The sequence below is a fragment of the Microbacterium sp. genome, from assembly GCF_029263575.1.
Classification (GTDB): Bacteria; Actinomycetota; Actinomycetes; order Actinomycetales; family Microbacteriaceae; genus Microbacterium.
On sequence record NZ_JAJUFV010000041.1, the window covers coordinates 1 to 20,249 of the forward strand.

A 20,249-nucleotide genomic window follows, 5' to 3' on the forward strand; every position below is an offset into this window, starting at 1 on the left:
CCATCACCCTCAACACCCCGCGCGCACGCTACCAGCTGAAGCACATCGACAAGCCAACCCGCCACCACCCGACCCAGATGCAGCAGCCGACCACCGAAGACGTCAACACCACGCGCCTGGCCCGCTTCGACGACGCCATCACAGCGGCGCTGGGCGCGGGCGACCGCATCGAGAAGTTCCGCGACATCATCGCCCACTATGTGCGCAACCACGACGTTCCCGAAGCCGACGTCGCCGCTGCCCTCGCTGTCGTCGCTCAGGGCGACACTCCCCTGCTGCTCGATCCCGAGACCGACGCGTTGACGGCTGCTGTGGCCCGCGACAACCGTCCGCCGCGCGAGGGTCGCGATCGGCCCGCGCGCGAGCCGCGGGAGCGGCGCGGTCGCAGCGACTACGCCCCCTATCGGATCGAGGTCGGCCGTCGTCACCGCGTCGAGCCGCGCCAGATCGTCGGCGCGCTCGCCAACGAAGGAGGTCTCGGCCGCGACGACTTCGGCGCGATCAACATCAAGCCAGACTTCTCCATCGTCGAGCTGCCCGCGACGATGGATGCGGCGGTTCTCGAGAAGCTCCGCGATACCCGGATCTCGGGTCGTCTCATCGAGATAAAGCCCGACCGGGGCCCGCGCGGCGGTGCTCGCCGAGACGGTGACCGCGGCGGTCACGACCGTCGCCGCCGTGACGATCGCTCATTTCGCGACGACCGCCCGGCGCGGAAGCCACGTCACAAGAGCTGATCGGCGTGGCGAGACGCCGTCAGGCATCCAGCGCGCCTGGGCCCTCGGTGACAAGAATATGGAACTGTGCGGCGTCGAGGATGCGGATGCCGAGTTCTTCGGCCTTCGCGAGCTTTGATCCTGCGCCCGGCCCGGCGGCGACGAAGTCGGTCTTCTTGGAGACGCTGGAGGCCGCCTTGCCGCCGGCGTTGATGATCGCTTCCTGCGCGCCGTCGCGCGTATAGCCATCGAGCGAGCCGGTGGCGACGACCGTCAGCCCTTCGAGCACTCCGCCAGCGGCGACAGCCGCGCCAGGGCCGGGGTGTCCAGGAGTCGACCACCGCACCCCGGCCTTGCGCCACTGCTCGACGATCTCGATATGCCAGTCGACGTCGAACCAATCGCGCAGCGAGTCGGCGATGATGCCGCCCACACCCTCGACCGCGGCGAGGTCTTCGCGCGACGCCGCACGGATCGCGTCCAACGATCCGAACCACTGCGCGAGAGCGCGTGCGGCGACGGGACCGACATGACGGATGTTAAGTGACACAAGAAGGCGCCACAGCTCTTTCGTCTTGGCCTTCTCCAGCTCGGCGAGCAGTTTGGTCGCCGCTTCTGAAGGCAGTACCTCGCGATGTGTCTTGCGAATACCCTGCCGTCGGCGTTCAGCAGCGTCGAGGTTCTCTGTGCCGGGTGGGTACATCGCCGGGCCGAGCTTCTGGAACGGTGCGCGCCGCACGGGCTCGCCTGTCGCCTCGTCGATCTTCGGCTCACCGGATTCGGCGTCTTTGACGACCACCGAGATCGGTACGAGGTCTTGCAGAGCCAGGGTGAATAGCCCCGCCTCGGTATCGAGCGGCGCGACGGCGGGCGGCTCCGCCTGTGTCAGCGCCGCGGCGGTCACTTCGCCCAGAACCTCGATGTCGAGCGCGCCTCGCGAACCGATGTGCTCGACACGACCACGCACCTGTGCCGGGCACGAGCGGGCATTCGGACATCGCAGATCGATGTCGCCCTCTTTCATCGCCCGCAGCGGCGTGCCGCATTCCGGACAGCGTTCGGGCATCACGAACTCGCGTTCGGTTCCATCCCGCTTGTCGACGGCAGGGCCCAGCACCTCGGGGATCACATCTCCCGCCTTGCGCAGCACGACCGTGTCGCCGATGAGAACGCCTTTCGCCTTCACCACGTCTTGATTGTGCAGAGTGGCCTGGCGCACGACGGATCCGGCCACGTGCGCCGGCGCCATGACCGCGAACGGCGTCGCCCGCCCCGTACGCCCCACGGACACGACGATATCGAGCAGCGTGGTGTGCACCTCTTCGGGCGGATACTTGTATGCGATCGCCCAGCGCGGCGCGCGGCTGGTGAAGCCAAGCTCATCGTGCAGCGCCAGCTCGTCGACCTTGACGACGATGCCGTCGAGCTCGTGCTCGATGTCATGGCGGTGCTCGCCGAAGTACTCGACGAATCGGATGACCTCCTCGACACCGTGATTGACCTTCAGGTGCGGACTCGTGGGCAGCCCCCACTCGGCCAGCAGCTCGTACACCTCGCTCTGGGCAGAAACCGGAGGGTCGGGCCAGGCGCCGATGCCGTGCACGTAGAGCGACAGCGAGTTCAGCCGAAGGAGACCTGCTTCGAGCTCCAGGCCGGTCTTCTTGTCGATCTGCTGACGCAGGCCACCGCTGGCGGCATTGCGAGGGTTCGCGAATGCGGGAAAGCGGCGCGCGGCAGCCGCCCGTGCCTTCTCTTCATCGAAGGCGCGCTTTGCGCCGCGACGGGCCTCCCACCGGGACAGAGCATCACGATACGCGCGCTCTCGGAACTCTGCCTGTGCCGCATTGAGACGCTCGAACGCTGCGACGGGGATGAAGACCTCGCCGCGCACCTCGACGATCTCAGGGTGGCCGTCGCCGCTCAGCCGCTGCGGGATATCGGCCAGGCGCAGCGCATTGTCCGTGACGATCTCGCCCACCCGGCCATCGCCGCGCGTCGCAGCCGAGGCGAGCAGACCTCTCTCGTAGCGCAGGTTGATCGCGAGGCCATCGATCTTCAGCTCGGTGAGCCAGGCGACCTCGCGCCCCGCGGCGGCCGTCGTCTTCACCGCCCAATCCCGCAGCTCGTCAACAGAGAAGACGTTGTCGAGGCTCAGCATCCGCTCGGCATGCTCGATCGTGTCGAGCTCGGAAGCTTCTGCCGCACCGACCATCTGCGTCGGCGAATCCTGCCGGTGCAGCTCGGGATGAAGCCTCTCCAGCTCTTCGAGGCGCCGCATCCAGCCGTCATAGGTCGCGTCGTCGACCACGGACGTGTCACGACCGTAATATGCCTCCTTGGCGTCGAGGATGCGTGTCGTCAGCTCTTCCGACTCGACGCGGGCGTCTTCCAGAGGGATGTTCTCAGGCACGCGTCAAGTCTATGAGGCGGGTGCGACAATCGCGGGCGCAGCTCAGGCGCTGGCCCCGACCGGCTCATCGACCGGTACCGCCGACACCGTCGTGTCGATCGTGAACTGGCCGAGCACGCGCGTGCCGAGATACAGCACGGCGGTCTGCCCAGGGGCGACTCCGTCGAGAGGGACAGAGGGAACGACGTTCACTCCGGCCTCCGACACCGTGGCGCATGCCGGAACAGGTTCTGAGTGAGCGCGGATCTGCACATCGCAGTCGAACTGCGACCTCGTCGGAGCGGCGCCTGCCCACGAGTGGCGAGCACCCGAGATCTCGCCGATCGCGAGGGCCTCTTTCGGGCCGACGACGACCGTGTTCGACACCGGCCGAACTTCCAGTACGAAACGGGGCTTGCCATCCGACGCGGGTACACCGAGCTTGAGCCCTCGGCGCTGCCCCACGGTGAAGGCGTGCGCACCCTCGTGCGACCCGACGACCTCGCCGTTTCGATCGAGGATCTCGCCCTGTTCGGCGCCGACCTTCTCCGCCAGCCAGCCACGGGTGTCACCGTCGGGGATGAAGCAGATGTCGTGGCTGTCCGGCTTCTGCGCGACGCTCAGCCCGCGCTCGGCGGCCTCTGCGCGCACGAGCGCCTTCGACGGGGTCGAGCCCAGCGGAAAATACGTGTGCGCCAGCTGCTCAGCCGTCAGCACGCCCAGCACGTATGACTGGTCTTTCGCGTTGTCTGAGGCGCGATGCAGCTCCAGCCCGCCCTCGCCGTCGACGAGCGTCGCGTAGTGCCCCGTGCATACGGCGTCGAAGCCCAACTCGATCGCGCGCTCCAGGAGGGCGGCGAACTTGATCTTCTCGTTGCAGCGCATGCACGGATTGGGAGTGCGCCCCGCCTGATACTCGCTGATGAAGTCGTCGATGACGTCGTCGCGGAAGCGTTCGGAGAAGTCCCACACATAGAACGGAATGCCGAGCTTGTCGGATGCCCGACGCGCGTCCATGGCGTCTTCGATCGTGCAGCATCCACGGCTGCCCGTGCGCAGGGTTCCGCCCGCCCGCGAGAGCGCCAGGTGCACTCCGGTCACGTCGTGCCCCGCGTCCACCGCGCGCGCGGCTGCGACGGCCGAATCGACGCCGCCGCTCATCGCTGCCAGAATTCGCATTCGTCCAGTCTACGAGCGTGAGCCTGTACGGGCACCGGATGCACGCGCATACGCATCCGCGATCGCCCCGAGCACAGCGTCCACGTCCTGGGCAGTCGACGTGCGTCCGAGGGTGAAGCGCAACACGCTGCGTGCGTCCTGCTCGCTGCCGCCCATCGCCATCACCACGTGCGACGGCTCGGCTACGCCGGCCTGACACGCCGACCCCGTGGATGCCGCGATGCCCGCGACATCGAGCATGAACAACAGGCTCTCCCCCACAGCGCCGGGAAACAGCACGTGCGCGTTATGGGGCAAGCGTTCGGTCGGATCCCCCAGCAGTCGCGCCGCAGGAACAGACGAGCGGATGCCGTCAACCAGACGGTCACGCAGTGCCGCGAGGCGCACGCTCTCCACCTCGCGTTCGGCCTCGGCGCATTCGAGGGCGACGGCGAGGGCCGCCGCGCCAGCGATGTCCTGCGTGCCCGCGCGCAGCCCCCGCTGCTGTGCCCCGCCGTGCAACAGGGCCGACAGCTTCGCGGTGCGCGCCACGACGAGCGCCCCGACGCCCACCGGCGCTCCGATCTTGTGTCCGGCGATGCTCATCGCGACGAGACCGACACCGGCCGCGGCATCCGCTCTCAGCCCTCGAAACGACACGGGAAGGTGCCCGAGTGCCGCCACAGCGTCCAGATGCAGCGGCACCCGAGCCCGCGCGGCGGCCGACGCCAGTGCCGCGGAATCGTTGATCGTGCCGACTTCATTGTTGGCGATGAGCGCCGTCGCCAGCGCCGCCCCCGGCAGCGCGGCGGCGAACGAGTCCGGATGGATGCTGCCCGTCGCCGACAGGGGCACCGCACGCACCTCGGCGCCTTCGTTCGCGAGAGAGGCAACGGTATCCATGCTCGCATGGTGCTCGCCATCCGGCAGCACGATCGCATTCGTTCCCTGCGGTCGCGACGCCCACAGCCCATGAATCGCGGTGTTGATGGACTCGGTGCCGCCCGATGTCAGCACGACCTCGATCGGGTCGGCGTCGAGAACCGCGGCGATGCGTTCGCGCGATTCTTCCAGCAGACGCCTCGCGTCCTGGCCGGCGCCGTGCGTCGACGAGGCGTTGCCGATCACCTCCGTCGCCGCCAGCCACGCATCGCGTGCCTCCGGGCGCAGCGGCGTCGTGGCCGCATGATCGAGATAGAACCGCATCCCTCGATTCTCTCGCATCCGAAGCCCTCTCGCTCTGCCTCGGCGCTCGATGCGAGAACCGCGACGCATCACGCCTAATGTGTACTCATGTCCGAATCTCGCGAGTTCGCCGCACCCGGTGGCACGACCCTCGATAACCTCGGTGTTCGGCTGCACGACGGCGGGGCGACATTGCGCGTGTGGTCACAGAATGGCACTGACATCGAACTCGTCATCTTCGACGAGACCGATCTCGATTGGGTGACAGCGGAGCTTCCTCTGGTCCGTCGAGACGGCGATGTCTGGGAGGCGACCACGCCGCTGCTGCGACCCGGAACGCGCTACGCCATCCGGGTCGACGGTCCGCACGGTGCGGGTAACACCTTCAATCCCGAGACACTGTTGCTCGACCCCTATGCGCGCGGACTCGCCCAGACCGACGGCTACGAACAGTGGCGGTCGGTGGTGATCGCCGACGGTTTCGACTGGGGCGCCTCGACCAAGCCGCAGATCCCGCTCGGTCGCACCGTGATCTACGAGGGCCATCTGAAGGGCATGACCAAACGCCACCCCGATATTCCGCCCGCGCTCCACGGCACATATGCGGGACTCGCCCACCCCGAGATGATCGCGTACTTCCACTCGCTGGGTGTGACCTCGATCGAACTCCTGCCGATCCAGGCGTTCGTTTCCGAGCCACGGCTGCTCGACCGCGGACTGACCAACTACTGGGGCTACAACACGCTGAACTTCTTCACACCGCATGCAGCCTATGCCACGGACGAAGCCAGCAAGGCCGGACCGGAAGCCGTGCTCGCCGAGTTCAAGGGCATGGTGAAGCTGCTGCACGAGGCCGGGCTCGAAGTGATCCTGGACGTCGTCTACAACCACACCTCGGAAGAAGGAATCGGCGGCCCCCGCTCGAGCCTGCGCGGCATCGACAACGCCAACTACTACCGCCAACAGCCCGACGGCGCGTACATCGACACGACAGGTGTGGGAAACGCCCTCGACACGTCGACGGATGCCGCGGCCAGGCTCGTGCTCGACTCACTGCGGTACTGGGCCCGCGACATGCAGATCGACGGGTTTCGCTTCGATCTCGCCGTCGCGCTCGGCCGCGATGGGTCACATGAGTTCACTCCCGAGCATCCGCTGCTGCGCGCCATCAGCGAGGACCCCGCCCTGCACGACGTCAAGCTCATCGCCGAGCCGTGGGACGTCGGGCTCGGCGGCTGGCACACCGGAGGGTTTCCCGAGGGCTGGCACGAGTGGAACGACCGCTATCGCGATCGCGTGCGCAACTTCTGGCTGAGCGATATCGACTACGCCCGCCGCGCCTCCGCCCCCGTTGGCATCGGCGGGTTCGCCACGCGTCTGGCCGGATCGTCCAACACCTTCAGCGAGGAGCGCGGTCCCCTCGCGAGTGTGAACTTCGTCACGGCACACGATGGGTTCACCCTGCATGATCTGGTCTCGTACGACACCAAGCACAATGAAGCCAACGGCGAGGAGAACCGCGACGGCACCAACATGAACCGCGCGTTCAATCACGGTGTCGAAGGTCCCACCGACGACCCGGCCATTCAGGCGACCCGCCGCAAGGCCATGCGCAATCTCCTCGGTACCCTGCTGCTTTCAGCAGGCATCCCCATGATCACCGCCGGAGACGAGACCGGCCGCACCCAGCACGGCAACAACAACGCCTACGCACACGACTCCGACCTCACCTGGCTCAGCTGGGAGCATGAGGACTGGCAACACGATCTTCGTGCGCACGTCGCCACGCTCACGCGCCTGCGTCGCGAGAACCCGGCGCTGCGGCCCCGTCGTTACGCGCGCCTGGACGAGCACACGCCGCACGCCTCGGTCATGGACTGGTTCAATCAGAACGGCGAGACCATGGAGCAGGCGCAGTGGACCGATCCCGGCAACCGAACTCTGCAGTACGTGGCCGAATCCACGCCGCTGGACGGGCCGAGTAACCGCATCCTGCTCATCGTGCACGGTACGGAAACAGCAATCGACGTGACGCTGCCTACAGAGGTCGAGGGCGCCACCCGCTTCGTGTCGCTCTGGTCGAGTGCCGATGAGCATCCCGACGTCGAACAGCACGCCTTCGCACCCGGCGATGTGCTGGCTGTCCCACCCACCTCGATGCGGCTGTTCCGAGTCGAATAACCCACCCGACACGCTACGGTCAACGGGTGTCCGCCACCCGCCTCAGCGCGGTACATTCAGGGTGTGGCTGCACGTTCTGGCAATCGTCCCGCGGCGCTTCGAAGCCCCGCACAGATCCCCCTGCGGCCTCGCGCCGTCGACAACCGCGACGACACGCAGACGGGACGCATCCCGCTGAGCGAGCCGACCCCCCATACGCCGGGCGGATTCGCATCGAAAGCGTTCGTCGGCGAAGTCGTGCCGTTCCGGGTCGTCGCCTTCCGCGAAGGTCACGACCGCATCGGCGCACAGCTTCGGCTGACAAGCCCCGACGGTGCCGAGACCCTGCACCGGCTGACCGCCCTCGATGACGGCACCGATCGGTGGCAGACCGAGATCGCTCTCGACCTGCCCGGCGTGTGGCACTATCGCTTCGAGGCCTTCGCCGACGACTACACCACCTGGGCGCACTCCGCCCGGGTGAAGATCGAGGTCGGCGTCGACGTGGCCGTCATGTCAGCGCTCGGCGCTGAGCTGTTCACGCGCGCGGCCGCCGAGAAACTGCGCCCCGCTGCCGAACGACGACGTCTCACCGCGCTGGCCGCGACGCTGGCCACCGGTGACGCAGACACCGCGCTCGCTGCGGCCACAGATGCGCAGATCGCTTCGCTGTTCGCTGCGCGTCCGCTGTTCACACTGTCGTCCACGACCGCGGAACAGGCGCTGCACGTCGAGCGAACGCGAGCCGGCGTCGGTGCCTGGTACGAGTTCTTTCCGCGGTCAGAGGGCGCAGCGGAGCTGCCAGACGGCACGATCGCCAGCGGCACCTTCCGTACCGCCGCCAAAAGGCTCGATGCCGTCGCGGCGATGGGCTTCGACGTCGCCTATCTTCCGCCCATCCATCCGATCGGGCGCACACACCGCAAGGGGCCCAACAACACCCTCGACGCGGGGCCCGGCGACCCCGGCTCGCCCTGGGCCATCGGTGCGGCGGAGGGCGGTCACGACAGCGTGCATCCGGATCTCGGCACCCTCGCCGACTTCCGCTCCTTCGCACGCCGTGCGAAGAAGCTCGGTCTAGAGATCGCACTCGACCTGGCCCTGCAGGCCTCGCCCGATCATCCATGGGTGAAACAGCATCCGGAATGGTTCACCACGCTCCCCGACGGCACGATCGCCTACGCGGAGAACCCGCCGAAGAAGTATCAGGACATCTACCCGCTGAACTTCGACAACGATCCCGAAGGGCTGCGCGAAGAGGTTCTGCACATCGTCACGCACTGGATCGAGCAGGGCGTGCACATCTTCCGCGTCGACAACCCCCACACCAAGCCCCTGTGGTTCTGGGAATGGCTCATCGCACAGGTGAAGACCATCGACCCTGATGTCGTCTTCCTCGCCGAGGCATTCACCCGTCCCGCACCGTTGCGCGCTCTGGCAGCGGTCGGCTTCCAGCAGAGCTACACCTATTTCACCTGGCGCAACACCAAGCGAGAACTCGAAGAGTTCTTGGCCTCACTCGCCACCGAGACAGCCGACTACCTGCGACCGAATCTCTTCGTGAACACCCCGGACATCCTCACCGAGTATCTGCAGTTCGGCGGGCGCGCGGCCTACCGGATTCGCGCTGCGATCGCCGCCACGGCTGCCCCCACCTACGGCGTCTATTCCGGGTACGAACTGTATGAGAACGTGGCGCGACCCGGGTCAGAAGAGAACATCGACAACGAGAAGTACGAGTACAAGTTGCGAGATTTCGACGCAGCGGAAGCATCCGGCGACTCTTTGGCGCCATTCCTGCGCCGGCTCAACGAGATTCGCCGTGCGCATCCCGCCCTCGGCCAGTTGCGCAACCTCGATGTGCATTGGAGCGATGACGACAGCATCCTCGTCTACTCGAAACATCTCGATGCGGCTTTCACCGCTGGCACGGGCTCCGACACGATCATCGTCGTCGTCAATGTCGACCCGCATTCGGTGCGAGAGACAACCGTGCACCTCGACACGCGGATCTGGGGCATCGAGCCCGGGCAATCGTACAAGGTCGAAGACCTCATCACCGGTTCGGTCTGGACCTGGTCAGATCACAACTTCGTGCGGCTGGATGCTTTCACTGAGCCCGTCCATATCCTCACCGTGAAGGAGCGATCATGAGTGACATCGACGTCGTCGTCACCACCGACTGGGAGGCCGTCGCCTCGGGGTCTCACTTCGCGCCCCATGACGTGCTCGGCGCCCATCCTGTCACGGATGCCGCGGGCCGCACCCGCACGACGATCCGGGTGCGTCGCCCCCTCGCTGACCGGGTGAGCGCGATCTTCTCCGACGGGACGCGGCTCGCGTTCGAGCATGTCGCGCACGGCATCTGGGAAGCGCACCACGACGGTTCTCCCGTGGCCTATCGCATCGGCACGGTCTACGACGACGGCGATGAACAGGTCGCCGGCGACCCCTACCGCCACGCCCCCACGCTCGGCGACCTCGACCTGCACCTCATCGCCGAAGGTCGCCATGAGCGGCTGTGGGAGGCGCTGGGGGCCAACGCACACCTGCTCGACGGCGAGATCGGGATCTCCTTCGCCGTCTGGGCACCGAATGCGCAGGCCGTGCGCGTCATCGGCTCCCACAACGAGTGGAACGGCGAAGGCCACAGCATGCGTTCGATGGGTTCGAGCGGTGTCTGGGAGCTGTTCATCCCCGATATCGCCCCCGGAGCACTGTACAAGTACGAGATCCTGACACGCGACGGTCGCTGGATCGTCAAAGCCGACCCCATGGCTCAGCGCACCCAGACCCCGCCGGAGACAGCATCCGTCGTACCCTTCTCCGCGTACTCATGGAAGGACGGCGCTTGGATGACCCGGCGGGCCGCGACGCGGGCGGTCGCCCAGCCGATGTCGATCTACGAGGTGCACCTCGGGTCATGGCGTGAGGGGCTGGGCTATCGCGACATCGCCGATCCTCTCATCGCCCACGTCACCGAGACCGGCTTCACGCACGTCGAGTTCATGCCGCTCGCCGAGCATCCTTTCGGCGGCTCCTGGGGCTACCAGGTCAGCGGCTACTACGCCCCCACGGCCCGTTACGGCACGCCAGACGATCTGCGCTACCTCATCGACCGCCTGCACCAGGCCGGGATCGGCGTCATTCTCGACTGGGTACCCGGTCACTTCCCGAGAGACGAGTTCGCTCTGGCTCGTTTCGACGGGCAGGCGCTGTATGAGCATCCGGATCCTCGCCGCGGCGAACATCGTGACTGGGGCACACTGATCTTCGACTACGGTCGGCCGGAGGTACGCGGGTTCCTCGTCGCGAACGCGCTCTACTGGCTCGGCCAATTCCATATCGATGGTCTGCGTGTCGATGCCGTCGCCTCGATGCTCTACCTGGACTACTCGCGCGAAGACGGCGATTGGGAACCCAACGTGCACGGCGGACGCGAGAACCTCGAAGCCATCCGCTTCCTGCAGGAGGTCAATGCCACGGCCTATCGCGCCCACCCGGGCATCGTCATGATCGCCGAGGAGTCGACGAGCTTTCCCGGAGTCACCGGTCGTACCGACCACGCCGGGCTCGGATTCGGGTTCAAATGGAACATGGGGTGGATGAACGACTCTCTGCAGTACATTGCCCGCGATCCCATGTACCGGTCGCATCACGAGGGTGAGATGACGTTCTCGTTCGTCTACGCCTTCGGCGAGAACTATCTGTTGCCGATCAGCCACGATGAGGTCGTCCATGGCAAGGGCAGCCTGTTGGCGAAGATGCCGGGTGACCACGCGGCCAAACTCGCGAACGTCCGCGCCTACCTGGCGTACATGTGGGGTCACCCCGGCAAGAATCTGCTCTTCATGGGGCAGGAGTTCGGCCAGCTCGCCGAGTGGTCCGAGTCGCGCGCACTGGACTGGTGGCTGCTCGATCAGCCCTCTCACATGCAGCTGCAGCGATTCGTCGGGGCGATGAACGGCGTCTACCGTGACACCGCTCCCCTATGGGAGCGTGACAGCGACAGTACCTGCTTCCGCCGTCTCGGCGCGCCCGCGTGGGACCCGAACGTCATCGCTTTCGAACGGCGCGACACGCACGGCGGGCGTGTGATCGTGATCAGCAACTTCTCCGGCGTCGAACGCGCACGCCTCGATCTCGAGCTGCCAGTCGCGGGGGTGTGGACCGAGATTCTCAACACGGATGCCGTCGAGTACGGCGGCGGCGGCATCGGCAACTACGGACGAATCGCAGCCCCTGAGCCCGAAGACGGCATGGCACCGTCAGCCAGGATCACCCTCCCGCCGCTGTCGACGCTCTGGCTACGCCACCAGGGCTGAGCTGCGCCGCAGCAGCGGCAGGATCAGAACAGCAGCGACGACAGGCGGTTGCGCGCGGCGACAACGCGCGCGTCATCGGCACCGACGAGTCCGAACAGTTCGACGAGGCGCTCCCGAATGGTGGTGCGCTCCTCTGTCGGGGCGTCTGCGAAGAGGTCGAGAAGGCGTCCGAAGGCGTCCTCCACGTGGCCGCCTGAGACATCGAGGTCCGCGACGACGAACTGTGCCGCGAGATCTGTGGGGTTGTCTGCCGCCGTTGCTCGCGCCTGCTGCAGATCAACGCCCTGAACTCGGTCAAGCAACCGCACCTGCCCCAAGCCCGCACGAGCGTCCTCATCACGGGGGTTCTCTGCCAGTGCCTTCTCGTAGGCGGCGATGGCAGCGGCGAAGTCGCCCTGTTCGATCGCTGCATACGCTTCGGCGTGAAGCGGAGGCATCGGCGCCTCAGCCGGCTCCGCGTCGGCCTCGGCGTCACCGGCGCCGCCCACGGAGTCGGTCACACCGTTCTGCGCGGCGAGCTGCAGAAGCTGATCGAATACCTGACGCACCTGCTCTTCGGGCACAGCGCCCGTGAACATCGGCACCGGCTGGCCGGCGAGCAACGCGACGACCATGGGGATCGACTGTGCTTTGAAGCTCTGCGCCAGCTGGGGGTTCGCATCGACGTCGACCTTGGCCAGCACGACGCGCCCGTCGAGTTCGGTCACGACCTTTTCGAGGATCGGGCTCAGCTGCTTGCACGGTCCGCACCACTCGGCCCACAGATCCACCACGACAGGGACGGTGCGTGAGAGCTCGAGGACCTGGCCGAAAGTCTCATCCGTCACATCGAGGATGAAGCCACCGGCGGCGGGAGCTGACGCATCAGGTGCCGAGGCGGGGTTGGTCGGCGCCGTCGGGCGGTTGCGGAGAGAGGAGAGATCGACGGCCCCTCGGAGGGCCGCTGCGGAGATGTCGCTCACTTGATCACCTTCACGTTGAGAATGTCCTGATGTACGGCAAGAAGTCGAATCTGCTCACTGGAGCCCTGCGTCGGAACCGAGAAGAACAGCTGCAACCCGTAGGAGGTGACCACGCCCTTGGACGCTTCTTCGGCCCCCGTCAGGGCTTTGGCCTCTGGGTTCTCCCCGAATCTGATGACCGCATCGTCGGATGTCGGTCGGATGGTTTCGCTGTCGACCATCGACACCGCGACGATCGCCCCGCTGTCGAGTGTAGCCAGTGCCACCGGTGGTTCGTCACTCGGGACGATATCGAACGAGATCTTCGACGTCTCGGAAGCGCCCTTGTCGACGAGCCCCTGCTTCACAGCGGCGCGGCTCTCGGCGATCGACTGGGCCAGGTTGGTGGCCACCGGGTCGAACAGACCGTAGTGCTCGCTCTTCTCCCCCGCATCGACCACGTCGGCGTACGCCTCGGCCACCTCGGCCGGCGCGAGCGCGAGGAAGGCGGCGGCGTTCTCGGTGATCAGACTCGTCCCCAACCATGCTGGCGCAAGCGTCGGCACCTCCGCGGACGCCTGCATCTCGGCGATATTGGCGACCTTGTAGTTCGACCACGGATCTTGCTGCGTCATCGTCAGAATGACCGGCGGAACCGTGTCATCGCTCTTGCTCTTGCTCAGCACGAGCACGGTACGCGGCCATTCATCAGTCGCCTGCGGCAGAAGAACTTCGATGGCGTCCGTGGGGATCGCCGCCGGCAGAGCACGATCTGTGAGAGACCCGCGCAGCGTGTAGTCGGTCTTGCGCGCGTCGAGCGCAGCGCCGCTGAGGCGTGTGGCTGCCAGATCGATGTCGCGGTCGGTGTCTGCCTGTTCGAGTGTCGACGCGATCTTCAGCAGGATCCGCGAAGCCTGAGCTTCGGTGACCGCGGGTGGCTTCTGATTCTCAGGCGCGATGACACTCGGTGACGGCGACGGCGTCGGTGTGGCCGCGCCGAACTGCGGCCAGGAGTCACTGGAACAGCCGGCGAACAGAACCGTCGCGACACCCAGCGCCGGCAGAGCGAGCATGCGGCGTCTGCTGAAGCGACGACGTACGCTCAGCGCGCGGCGTTCGGCCTTCGGCGAATTCTCAGCGCCGTCGGCGTCTGATTCGCTGTCGGCTTCGGTCGGCTCCGCCGTGCCGGCGTCAATGCTCTTGCGTTCGGGTGCGCCGTCAACGGCGATATCGATCGCCTCGGTGGGCGGCAGCGGGCCGATGCCCTTGCGTCGCGGACCGCGGCCGCGGCGCTGATAGCGAATGGCGAGGATGTACATGATGACGCCCAGCAGCAACATGGCCGCTCCGGCGGAGATCAGCGGTCCGGCCAAAGGCGTGCTGTTGTCAAGCGGCCAGGAGATCACGATGTCTTCCGGAGCATCAGCTGTGCCGTCCTTCGCGATTAGCACGCTCATGCCTTCGGGAAGCTGCATGTCGGCGATGAGCTGATCCGGCTCGCTGAAGGAGTCGAGCCAGAGGTCGGATCCGGCTGGGTTTCGTCCCTCGACGACGGCTTCGGTATCTGCCGCATCGCCGTCGGTGGCAGCCGGATCGTTCTCGCCCTCGGCATCCGTCTCGCCATCGGCACCCGCGTCATCTTCCGTGATCTGCGGTTCGACGAGCACCGACTCGGTACCGCCATTCTCTACCGGTGTGATCGCGTTGTACGTGGCATTCGATAGCCAGGCTTCAAGGTCAGCCGTTCGGCCGTAGGCGGCGAAGATATCGCCTTCGCCGCGGATCAGCATGGTCTGGTTTCCGGGATGCTGACGCAGCACCGCCCCGTCGATCAGAAGGTACGGTGCCGACTCTTCGACGCTCACCTCTGTCTGCTGCGCGGAAGGCCCCATGAAGATGGTTCGCTGAGCGATGCCCGCCCCGATGAGAAGCGTGGCCAGCACAAAGGCCACGACGGCCCATACGAAACGCACGAATAGTCTCCTTACGTGGCCCAGACGCCTCGTCCGGGTCTCCGCTCGACGTTTCAGACTATCGAAATCACCTGAGTGTTGACTACGAGGTGATTATCACTGTTCTCTTTCGGCACGTCGTGGCTTCCCCGTTATCGGCGCCGACTACCCTGAGAGCAGTCCGATCGAGGAGAACGCATGAAGGTTCACAACCCATTCCGCACCGCACTGGTGGCGACGCTCGGTGTGGGGCTGGGAATCCTCCTGATCGGCAGCCTGGAATCGCTGTCGACCGTGCTGCTGTATCTGGGAACAGCGTTGTTCATCAGCCTCGGCTTAGATCCCGTCATCTCGTTCTTGGAGCGCCGAAAGCTGCCGCGCTGGCTCGCCGTGGTCGTCACGATTCTCGGAGTGCTCGGCGTCTTCGCCGGCATCGTTCTCATCGTGCTGCCGATCATCATCGAGCAGATCGGCCAGCTCGTTCGTCAGATCACCGCGCTCGTGCAGAGCAGCAACGACATCTGGGGCGACCTGCGTACCTGGCTCGGGGACGTGTTCCCCGCTCTCGATATCGATCGTGTGCTCGACGAAGCGCAGCGCTGGCTGCTGGCGAACATGGGCGATATCACCGGCGGCGTGATCACGGCCAGCGTCAGCCTGCTCACGGGCCTCTTCGGCGCTTTCATCGTCCTGATCCTCACGATCTATCTGACGGCATCCACCCCCTCGCTCAAGCGCGCCGTGTATCAGCTCGTGCCGGCGTCTCGTCGCCCGCGGTTCATCGATCTCGCCGAGCAGATCACAGACTCCGTCGGGTACTACGTCATGGGTCAGGTCACGCTCGGCGTGATCAACGGCGTTCTGAGCGCCATCTATCTCAGCATCATCGACGCACCGTTCGCCGCCGTACTCGCGGTCGTGGCGTTCTTCTTCTCGCTCATTCCGCTGGTGGGAACGCTGACCGGATCGACCATCATCGTGCTGGTGTGTCTGCTGCCGGGGCTCGGCTCCCCCGCGACTGCCCTCGCCGCCGGCATCTACTATCTGATCTACATGCAGATCGAGGCATATGTGATCTCGCCGCGCATCATGAGCCGCGCCGTCTCGGTGCCCGGTGCGGTCGTCGTGGTGGCGGCGCTCGCGGGCGGATCACTTCTCGGGCTGCTCGGCGCTCTCATCGCGATCCCGGTCGCGGCCAGCATCCTCATCATCTACCGCCAGGTGCTCATCCCGCGCATGAACGAGCGCTGACTCACCCGACGCGCCAGCAGTGTGTGTGCCAGTGTCGGCGTGCTGCAAGATCAGCGGCGTCGCCGAGCACCCCGTCTGCGCGCCAGACCACCACATGCGCAGTCTCTGTGGCGATCATGCCACCGCAACCCGGGCAGACATACTCTTTCTTCGCCTGCAATGCGGAGACAGGCTGTACCGTCCACTCGCTGCCGCGCCTGATCTCGCTGCGTTTCCAGCCCGCCAGCAGTCTCTCGAAGGACTCGTCAGAGTCGCGGCGCTGCGGACGTCGCCGGTGTGAACGTGGCATGTCGGGGCATTACCACCAGTGATTGTTCTTCCAGAAGGTGACGGCGGCTTCCCAACTGCCGTATCGTCCCGTCGCATAGCCGTTCGCCCAGCGCAGGTTGTCGACGGGGTCGTATCCATTTCCGGGAACCTTGCTGCACGGGTAGGCCTGGACGAGGCCACACGCCCCGGACGAGCTGTTGGTCGCGTTCGGATTCCATCCGCTCTCGCGAGAGACCACGTAATCGACGTAGCCCCAATCGCTGGATGGGATACCCGCAGCGGCCATCCACTCAGCTGGAGCACCGCCGCCAGTGTAGTACAGGGGCCCGCCGCCATCGTCGGAGGGCGCAGAAGCCAGCTCGGGTTCAGGCTCTGGCTCGGGTTCGGGCGGAGGCGTGACATAAACGTCGTACGCGCTGCGCTCCATCGGCTCGATCGTGGCCCCTTCAGCGGTCACGGTCAGGTCTTGTGTGTCCATGACCGCGAGTGAGAACGTCGTCTCGGTGTCATCGACTGGCTGTTGCTCGGCCAGTGCGACCCCCGTGGGAGCGACCATGGCACCGGCGAACGCCACGACCGCGAACGCAGCCAAAGTTCCGGTCATGTTCCTGCGCACCGCGCGGCGGCGAGGACCCTGCACCGACGATCGCGTTGACGATCCCACCGCCGGAGCGCCTGCGCCGCCCACGGGATCGAGGTCTTTACCGGAAGTCACAATAGCTCAAGTGTAACCAGGCGTACCTGAATCCACCATGAACGCGCTCAGCGTACGGCGAGGATCACATCGATCGCGGCATCCAGAAGAGCATCGACCTGCTCTTCACGATAGCCACCGCGCTGCATCCGAAACGCCGCCGAACGAAGCTGCTCAGCCGACAGGGCGTCACCGTCGCGCAAATAGCGCACGATCCGACCGGCGACGTGATCGACTTCATCGACGCGGTAGCCGAAGGTGAGCCAGCCTGTGCGAGCGAACTTGTGCCGGCGGGGCCGAGCGAGGTGGTCGAGAATCACCTGCGCGTCGTCGCGAGCCGCGATGATCCACGGTTCGACGCCCTCTTCCTTCACGACACGCTCGCGCTGGCGCGCGGAGAAAGCATCTTCGATCCGCCCCAGCGCCGCGTCCACCTCGCTGATGTCATACCCGCCCTTGACCAACGGAAAGGATGCGACTCGAATGTCGGTGGCGGTGAGCTCGCCACCGTCCTGCTCGAAGCTCTCCCGCGCGGCGGCGAGAAAGGTATCGACGGCGGCGCGATGGTAGCCGCGCACGCGCCCTTCGGTCACGCTGAAGGCGGAGCGAGGCTCGGCGGTTTCATTCTCGGTCACATCCATCACCGTATCCGAACTCATCACAGCACCATCATCGGTGCGAACAGGAAGTACAGGGCAAGCGCCGGGATCGTGGAGGGAAGGATGCTGTCGAGGCGGTCGAGGATGCCACCGTGACCGGGCAACCAGGAGCTCATGTCCTTGATGCCCATATCACGCTTGAGCATCGACTCAGCCAGATCCCCCAGCGTGGCGGTGAGGAGAATCGCCGCCCCGAAGATGACACCTGCCCACCAGGGCAGACCCAGCATGAACAGCGCGAGCAGCACGCCTGCGCTGATGGCGGCGACAACCGCCCCGGAGAAGCCTTCCCAGGTCTTCTTCGGGCTGATGCGCGGCGCCATCGGATGCTTGCCGAAGGCGAGCCCCGCAGCGTAGGCGCCGGTGTCCGCGGCCACTGCGACGATCACGAGCGCGAGCACCCACCATTGACCGCCGTCCTGGGCGAGGAGCATGAGAGCGATGCTCGCCAGAAACGGCACGTACACGGGGACGAAGCCGCCCGCTAACGCATCGGTGAGCACCGCGCCGTACGTACGGCCGTCCTTCACGAGCATCTGCGCCAGCAGACGCCACACGATGACGAAGGCGACAGATGAGATCACAGCGACCCAGCTCAGCCACATCGGAGCGAAGTACCCCGCGAGCACGATGAGCACGCCGACGATGACCTGCGGCACGATGTCAATGCGGCGCCCGGCCGTGCGCAGCGCTCGCGTCAGCTCGAAGACGCCCAGCACCGCGATCGCCAGCGCAATCGGCACGAACAGCTCTTTGACGAACAGGAGAGCGCCGAGCACGACGGCGCCGAAGCCCAGACCGACGAGGATGGCGAGGATGAGGTCGCGACCCGTTCGCTCTTTGATCCGCTCGTTGGCTTGATCCAACTGCTCACGCGCCTGCGTGACATGCGTCTCGAACTCTCCGCGCGCCTGGCGAAACTGTTCGCGCATGTGCGCTGCCGCGTCGTGCGCGGCGGCAGGAGGCTGCGGCATCGGCGGGCGCGGCGGGATCAGCGATTCATCGACGACCGGGACCTGCGCCGCTGTCGGATCGGTGCTCTCCGGGCTCGCGCTGTCGCGAGCTTCTCGCCGCGTCAGCGGGCGCTGCTCGTGCGCACCTCCGGTTGCATCACTCATTCCCGCTCAGACCTCGAGAAGCTCGGCTTCCTTACGCTTGAGTGCCTCATCGATAAGATCGACATGGGAACGGGTGATCGCATCGAGCTCTTTCTCACCGCGAGCGACCTCGTCTTCGCCGAGATCATTCTTGAACGCGTCCAGCTCGTCCTTGGACTTGCGACGGATGCCGCGCACGTGCACCTTGGCGTCTTCGGCCTTGCTGCGCACGAGCTTGACGTATTCTTTGCGGCGATCCTGCGTGAGCTCAGGCATGGTGACGCGCACGATGTTGCCGTCGTTGGTGGGGTTGGCGCCGAGGTTGGGCATGTCGCGGATCGCCTGCTCGATCGCCTTGAGCGCCGACTTGTCGTACGGTGTGACGATAAGCGAGCGTGCTTCGGGGTTGGCCAGAGACGCAAGCTGCGCCAGCGGAGTCGGTGAGCCGTAATAGTCGACCATCACCTTCTGGAAGAGCTGCGGGTTCGCACGCCCAGTACGAACCGAGGCGAAGTCGTCCTTGGCGGCTTCGACGGCACGCGCCATGCGGGTGGTGGTTTCAGCGAGGACATCCGCGATCACGGGCGACTCCTATCGTCGGGGTGGTCTTGCAATTCTATCGGAGTGGGCGAGCGCGAATCCGGCTCTGCACGCTCAGGAGGTCACGAGTGTGCCGATCCGCTCCCCGAGCAGAGCACGGGTGACGTTGCCTATCGGCTCCATGCCGAATACGCGCATATCCATGTTGTTGTCCATGCACAGGCTGAACGCCGTGGAGTCGACGACCTTCAAACCGCGCTGCAGCGCGTCAATGTACGTGACCTGTTCGATGCGTGTCGCCGAGGAATCCTTGTTCGGATCGGCCGTGTAGATGCCGTCGACGCCGTTCTTGGCCACGAGCACCTCCTGTGCGCCGATCTCCAGGGCGCGTTGCGCGGCAACGGTGTCCGTCGAAAAGTAGGGCAACCCTGCACCGGCGCCGAAGATCACGACACGCCCCTTCTCCATGTGCCGCTCGGCACGCAAGGGGATATACGGCTCGGCGACCTGGGTCATCGAGATCGCCGACTGTACGCGGGTGGGCGCTCCTGCCTGCTCGAGGAAATCTTGAAGCGCCAGCGCGTTCATCACTGTTCCGAGCATGCCCATGTAGTCAGCGCGCCCGCGCACCATTCCGCGCTGGCTGAGCTCAGCGCCGCGGAAGAAGTTTCCGCCACCCACGACGATGGCCACCTCCACACGGTCGACGGCCGCGGCGATCTCGCGGGCGATCTGGCTGACGACGTCGGGGTTCACGCCGACCTGTCCGCCTCCGAAGGCTTCGCCGGAGAGCTTGAGAAGGACGCGGCGGCGTCCGGTGCGTTCAGTCATAGGTGTGAGGTCCTCTCGTCCCGATTCAAGATAGCGCCTTCCGGTGAGAATTCACTCAGGCATGAAGAAGGGGTTCGGATC

At 65.9% G+C, this 20,249-nt stretch carries 16 protein-coding genes; 5 read left to right on the forward strand and 11 right to left on the reverse strand.

Annotated features, from left to right (window positions below; genetic code table 11):
* Nucleotides 1-737: DbpA RNA binding domain-containing protein (locus tag Q1J95_RS06210; RefSeq protein ID WP_300266492.1), on the forward strand; the 737-nt coding region annotated here is incomplete at its 5' end.
* A 19-nt stretch (nucleotides 738-756) separates the two neighbouring features.
* Here Q1J95_RS06210 and ligA read toward each other — a convergent pair.
* From ligA to Q1J95_RS06225, 3 genes are read right to left on the reverse strand one after another with little or no spacing between them, the layout of a single operon-like run.
* The gene (gene ligA / locus Q1J95_RS06215) at nucleotides 757-3,126 is read right to left on the reverse strand and encodes an NAD-dependent DNA ligase LigA (RefSeq protein WP_300266493.1); all 2,370 of its coding nucleotides are present in this window, start codon (nucleotides 3,124-3,126) and stop codon (nucleotides 757-759) included.
* A 42-nt stretch (nucleotides 3,127-3,168) separates the two neighbouring features.
* Nucleotides 3,169-4,284, reverse strand: a complete 1,116-nt coding sequence (mnmA, locus tag Q1J95_RS06220) for a tRNA 2-thiouridine(34) synthase MnmA (protein WP_300266494.1) — start codon at nucleotides 4,282-4,284, stop codon at nucleotides 3,169-3,171.
* 9 nt (nucleotides 4,285-4,293) lie between these two features.
* Nucleotides 4,294-5,469 carry a cysteine desulfurase family protein gene (locus Q1J95_RS06225; protein WP_300266495.1) on the reverse strand — a complete coding sequence of 392 codons (1,176 nt, stop codon included), beginning with the start codon at nucleotides 5,467-5,469 and terminating at the stop codon, nucleotides 4,294-4,296.
* Nucleotides 5,470-5,556: 87 nt separating this feature from the next.
* Here Q1J95_RS06225 and glgX point away from each other — a divergent pair, with 87 nt between their 5' ends.
* The 3 genes from glgX (at nucleotide 5,557) to glgB (ending at nucleotide 11,933) form a co-directional block, all read left to right on the forward strand.
* Nucleotides 5,557-7,629: a glycogen debranching protein GlgX gene (glgX, locus tag Q1J95_RS06230; RefSeq protein WP_300266496.1), complete on the forward strand. Its 2,073-nt coding sequence runs from the start codon at nucleotides 5,557-5,559 to the stop codon at nucleotides 7,627-7,629.
* A 63-nt stretch (nucleotides 7,630-7,692) separates the two neighbouring features.
* The gene (locus tag Q1J95_RS06235) at nucleotides 7,693-9,762 is read left to right on the forward strand and encodes an alpha-1,4-glucan--maltose-1-phosphate maltosyltransferase (protein ID WP_300266497.1); all 2,070 of its coding nucleotides are present in this window, start codon (nucleotides 7,693-7,695) and stop codon (nucleotides 9,760-9,762) included.
* Nucleotides 9,759-11,933: a 1,4-alpha-glucan branching protein GlgB gene (gene glgB / locus Q1J95_RS06240; RefSeq protein ID WP_300266498.1), complete on the forward strand. Its 2,175-nt coding sequence runs from the start codon at nucleotides 9,759-9,761 to the stop codon at nucleotides 11,931-11,933. The genes Q1J95_RS06235 and glgB overlap by 4 nt, the downstream gene beginning before the upstream one ends.
* Before the next feature lie 23 nt (nucleotides 11,934-11,956).
* On the opposite strand, the gene Q1J95_RS06245 is transcribed toward glgB, so the two are convergent.
* Nucleotides 11,957-12,895 (reverse strand): tetratricopeptide repeat protein, encoded by a 939-nt coding sequence (locus Q1J95_RS06245; RefSeq protein ID WP_300266500.1) that lies wholly within the window; start codon nucleotides 12,893-12,895, stop codon nucleotides 11,957-11,959.
* Nucleotides 12,892-14,847, reverse strand: a complete 1,956-nt coding sequence (locus Q1J95_RS06250) for a glycosyl transferase (protein ID WP_300266501.1) — start codon at nucleotides 14,845-14,847, stop codon at nucleotides 12,892-12,894. Before Q1J95_RS06250 ends, Q1J95_RS06245 begins: the two co-directional genes overlap by 4 nt.
* A 177-nt stretch (nucleotides 14,848-15,024) precedes the next feature.
* Here Q1J95_RS06250 and Q1J95_RS06255 point away from each other — a divergent pair, with 177 nt between their 5' ends.
* A complete protein-coding gene (locus Q1J95_RS06255) occupies nucleotides 15,025-16,077 on the forward strand; it encodes an AI-2E family transporter (RefSeq protein ID WP_300266503.1) in 1,053 nt (350 codons plus the stop codon).
* Between the two features lies 1 nt (nucleotide 16,078).
* On the opposite strand, the gene Q1J95_RS06260 is transcribed toward Q1J95_RS06255, so the two are convergent.
* The 6 genes from Q1J95_RS06260 to pyrH all read right to left on the reverse strand — a co-directional run bounded on the left by Q1J95_RS06260 (nucleotide 16,079) and on the right by pyrH (nucleotide 20,168).
* Nucleotides 16,079-16,366 carry a hypothetical protein gene (locus Q1J95_RS06260; protein WP_300266504.1) on the reverse strand — a complete coding sequence of 96 codons (288 nt, stop codon included), beginning with the start codon at nucleotides 16,364-16,366 and terminating at the stop codon, nucleotides 16,079-16,081.
* Nucleotides 16,367-16,375: 9 nt separating this feature from the next.
* The gene (locus Q1J95_RS06265) at nucleotides 16,376-16,951 is read right to left on the reverse strand and encodes a transglycosylase SLT domain-containing protein (protein WP_300266505.1); all 576 of its coding nucleotides are present in this window, start codon (nucleotides 16,949-16,951) and stop codon (nucleotides 16,376-16,378) included.
* Nucleotides 16,952-17,109: 158 nt separating this feature from the next.
* Nucleotides 17,110-17,676 (reverse strand): DivIVA domain-containing protein, encoded by a 567-nt coding sequence (locus Q1J95_RS06270; RefSeq protein WP_300266506.1) that lies wholly within the window; start codon nucleotides 17,674-17,676, stop codon nucleotides 17,110-17,112.
* Between the two features lie 23 nt (nucleotides 17,677-17,699).
* On the reverse strand, nucleotides 17,700-18,818 hold the full coding sequence (locus Q1J95_RS06275) for a phosphatidate cytidylyltransferase (protein ID WP_300266507.1): 1,119 nt from the start codon (nucleotides 18,816-18,818) through the stop codon (nucleotides 17,700-17,702).
* A gap of 6 nt (nucleotides 18,819-18,824) precedes the next feature.
* Complete coding sequence (gene frr / locus Q1J95_RS06280) at nucleotides 18,825-19,379, reverse strand: ribosome recycling factor (protein ID WP_300266509.1); 555 nt, start codon at nucleotides 19,377-19,379, stop codon at nucleotides 18,825-18,827.
* A gap of 72 nt (nucleotides 19,380-19,451) precedes the next feature.
* Nucleotides 19,452-20,168: a UMP kinase gene (gene pyrH, locus Q1J95_RS06285; protein WP_300266510.1), complete on the reverse strand. Its 717-nt coding sequence runs from the start codon at nucleotides 20,166-20,168 to the stop codon at nucleotides 19,452-19,454.
* Between the last annotated feature and the right edge of the window lie 81 nt (nucleotides 20,169-20,249).

Coding starts and splice junctions, on each gene's coding strand:
- mnmA (WP_300266494.1), bottom strand. CDS start 4,284: ATGCGAATTCTGGCAGCGATGAGCGGCGGCGTCGATTCGGCCGTCGCA.
- Q1J95_RS06225 (WP_300266495.1), bottom strand. CDS start 5,469: ATGCGGTTCTATCTCGATCATGCGGCCACGACGCCGCTGCGCCCGGAG.
- glgX (WP_300266496.1), top strand. CDS start 5,557: ATGTCCGAATCTCGCGAGTTCGCCGCACCCGGTGGCACGACCCTCGAT.
- glgB (WP_300266498.1), top strand. CDS start 9,759: ATGAGTGACATCGACGTCGTCGTCACCACCGACTGGGAGGCCGTCGCC.
- Q1J95_RS06255 (WP_300266503.1), top strand. CDS start 15,025: ATGAAGGTTCACAACCCATTCCGCACCGCACTGGTGGCGACGCTCGGT.
- Q1J95_RS06260 (WP_300266504.1), bottom strand. CDS start 16,366: ATGCCACGTTCACACCGGCGACGTCCGCAGCGCCGCGACTCTGACGAG.
- Q1J95_RS06265 (WP_300266505.1), bottom strand. CDS start 16,951: ATGACCGGAACTTTGGCTGCGTTCGCGGTCGTGGCGTTCGCCGGTGCC.
- Q1J95_RS06275 (WP_300266507.1), bottom strand. CDS start 18,818: ATGAGTGATGCAACCGGAGGTGCGCACGAGCAGCGCCCGCTGACGCGG.
- pyrH (WP_300266510.1), bottom strand. CDS start 20,168: ATGACTGAACGCACCGGACGCCGCCGCGTCCTTCTCAAGCTCTCCGGC.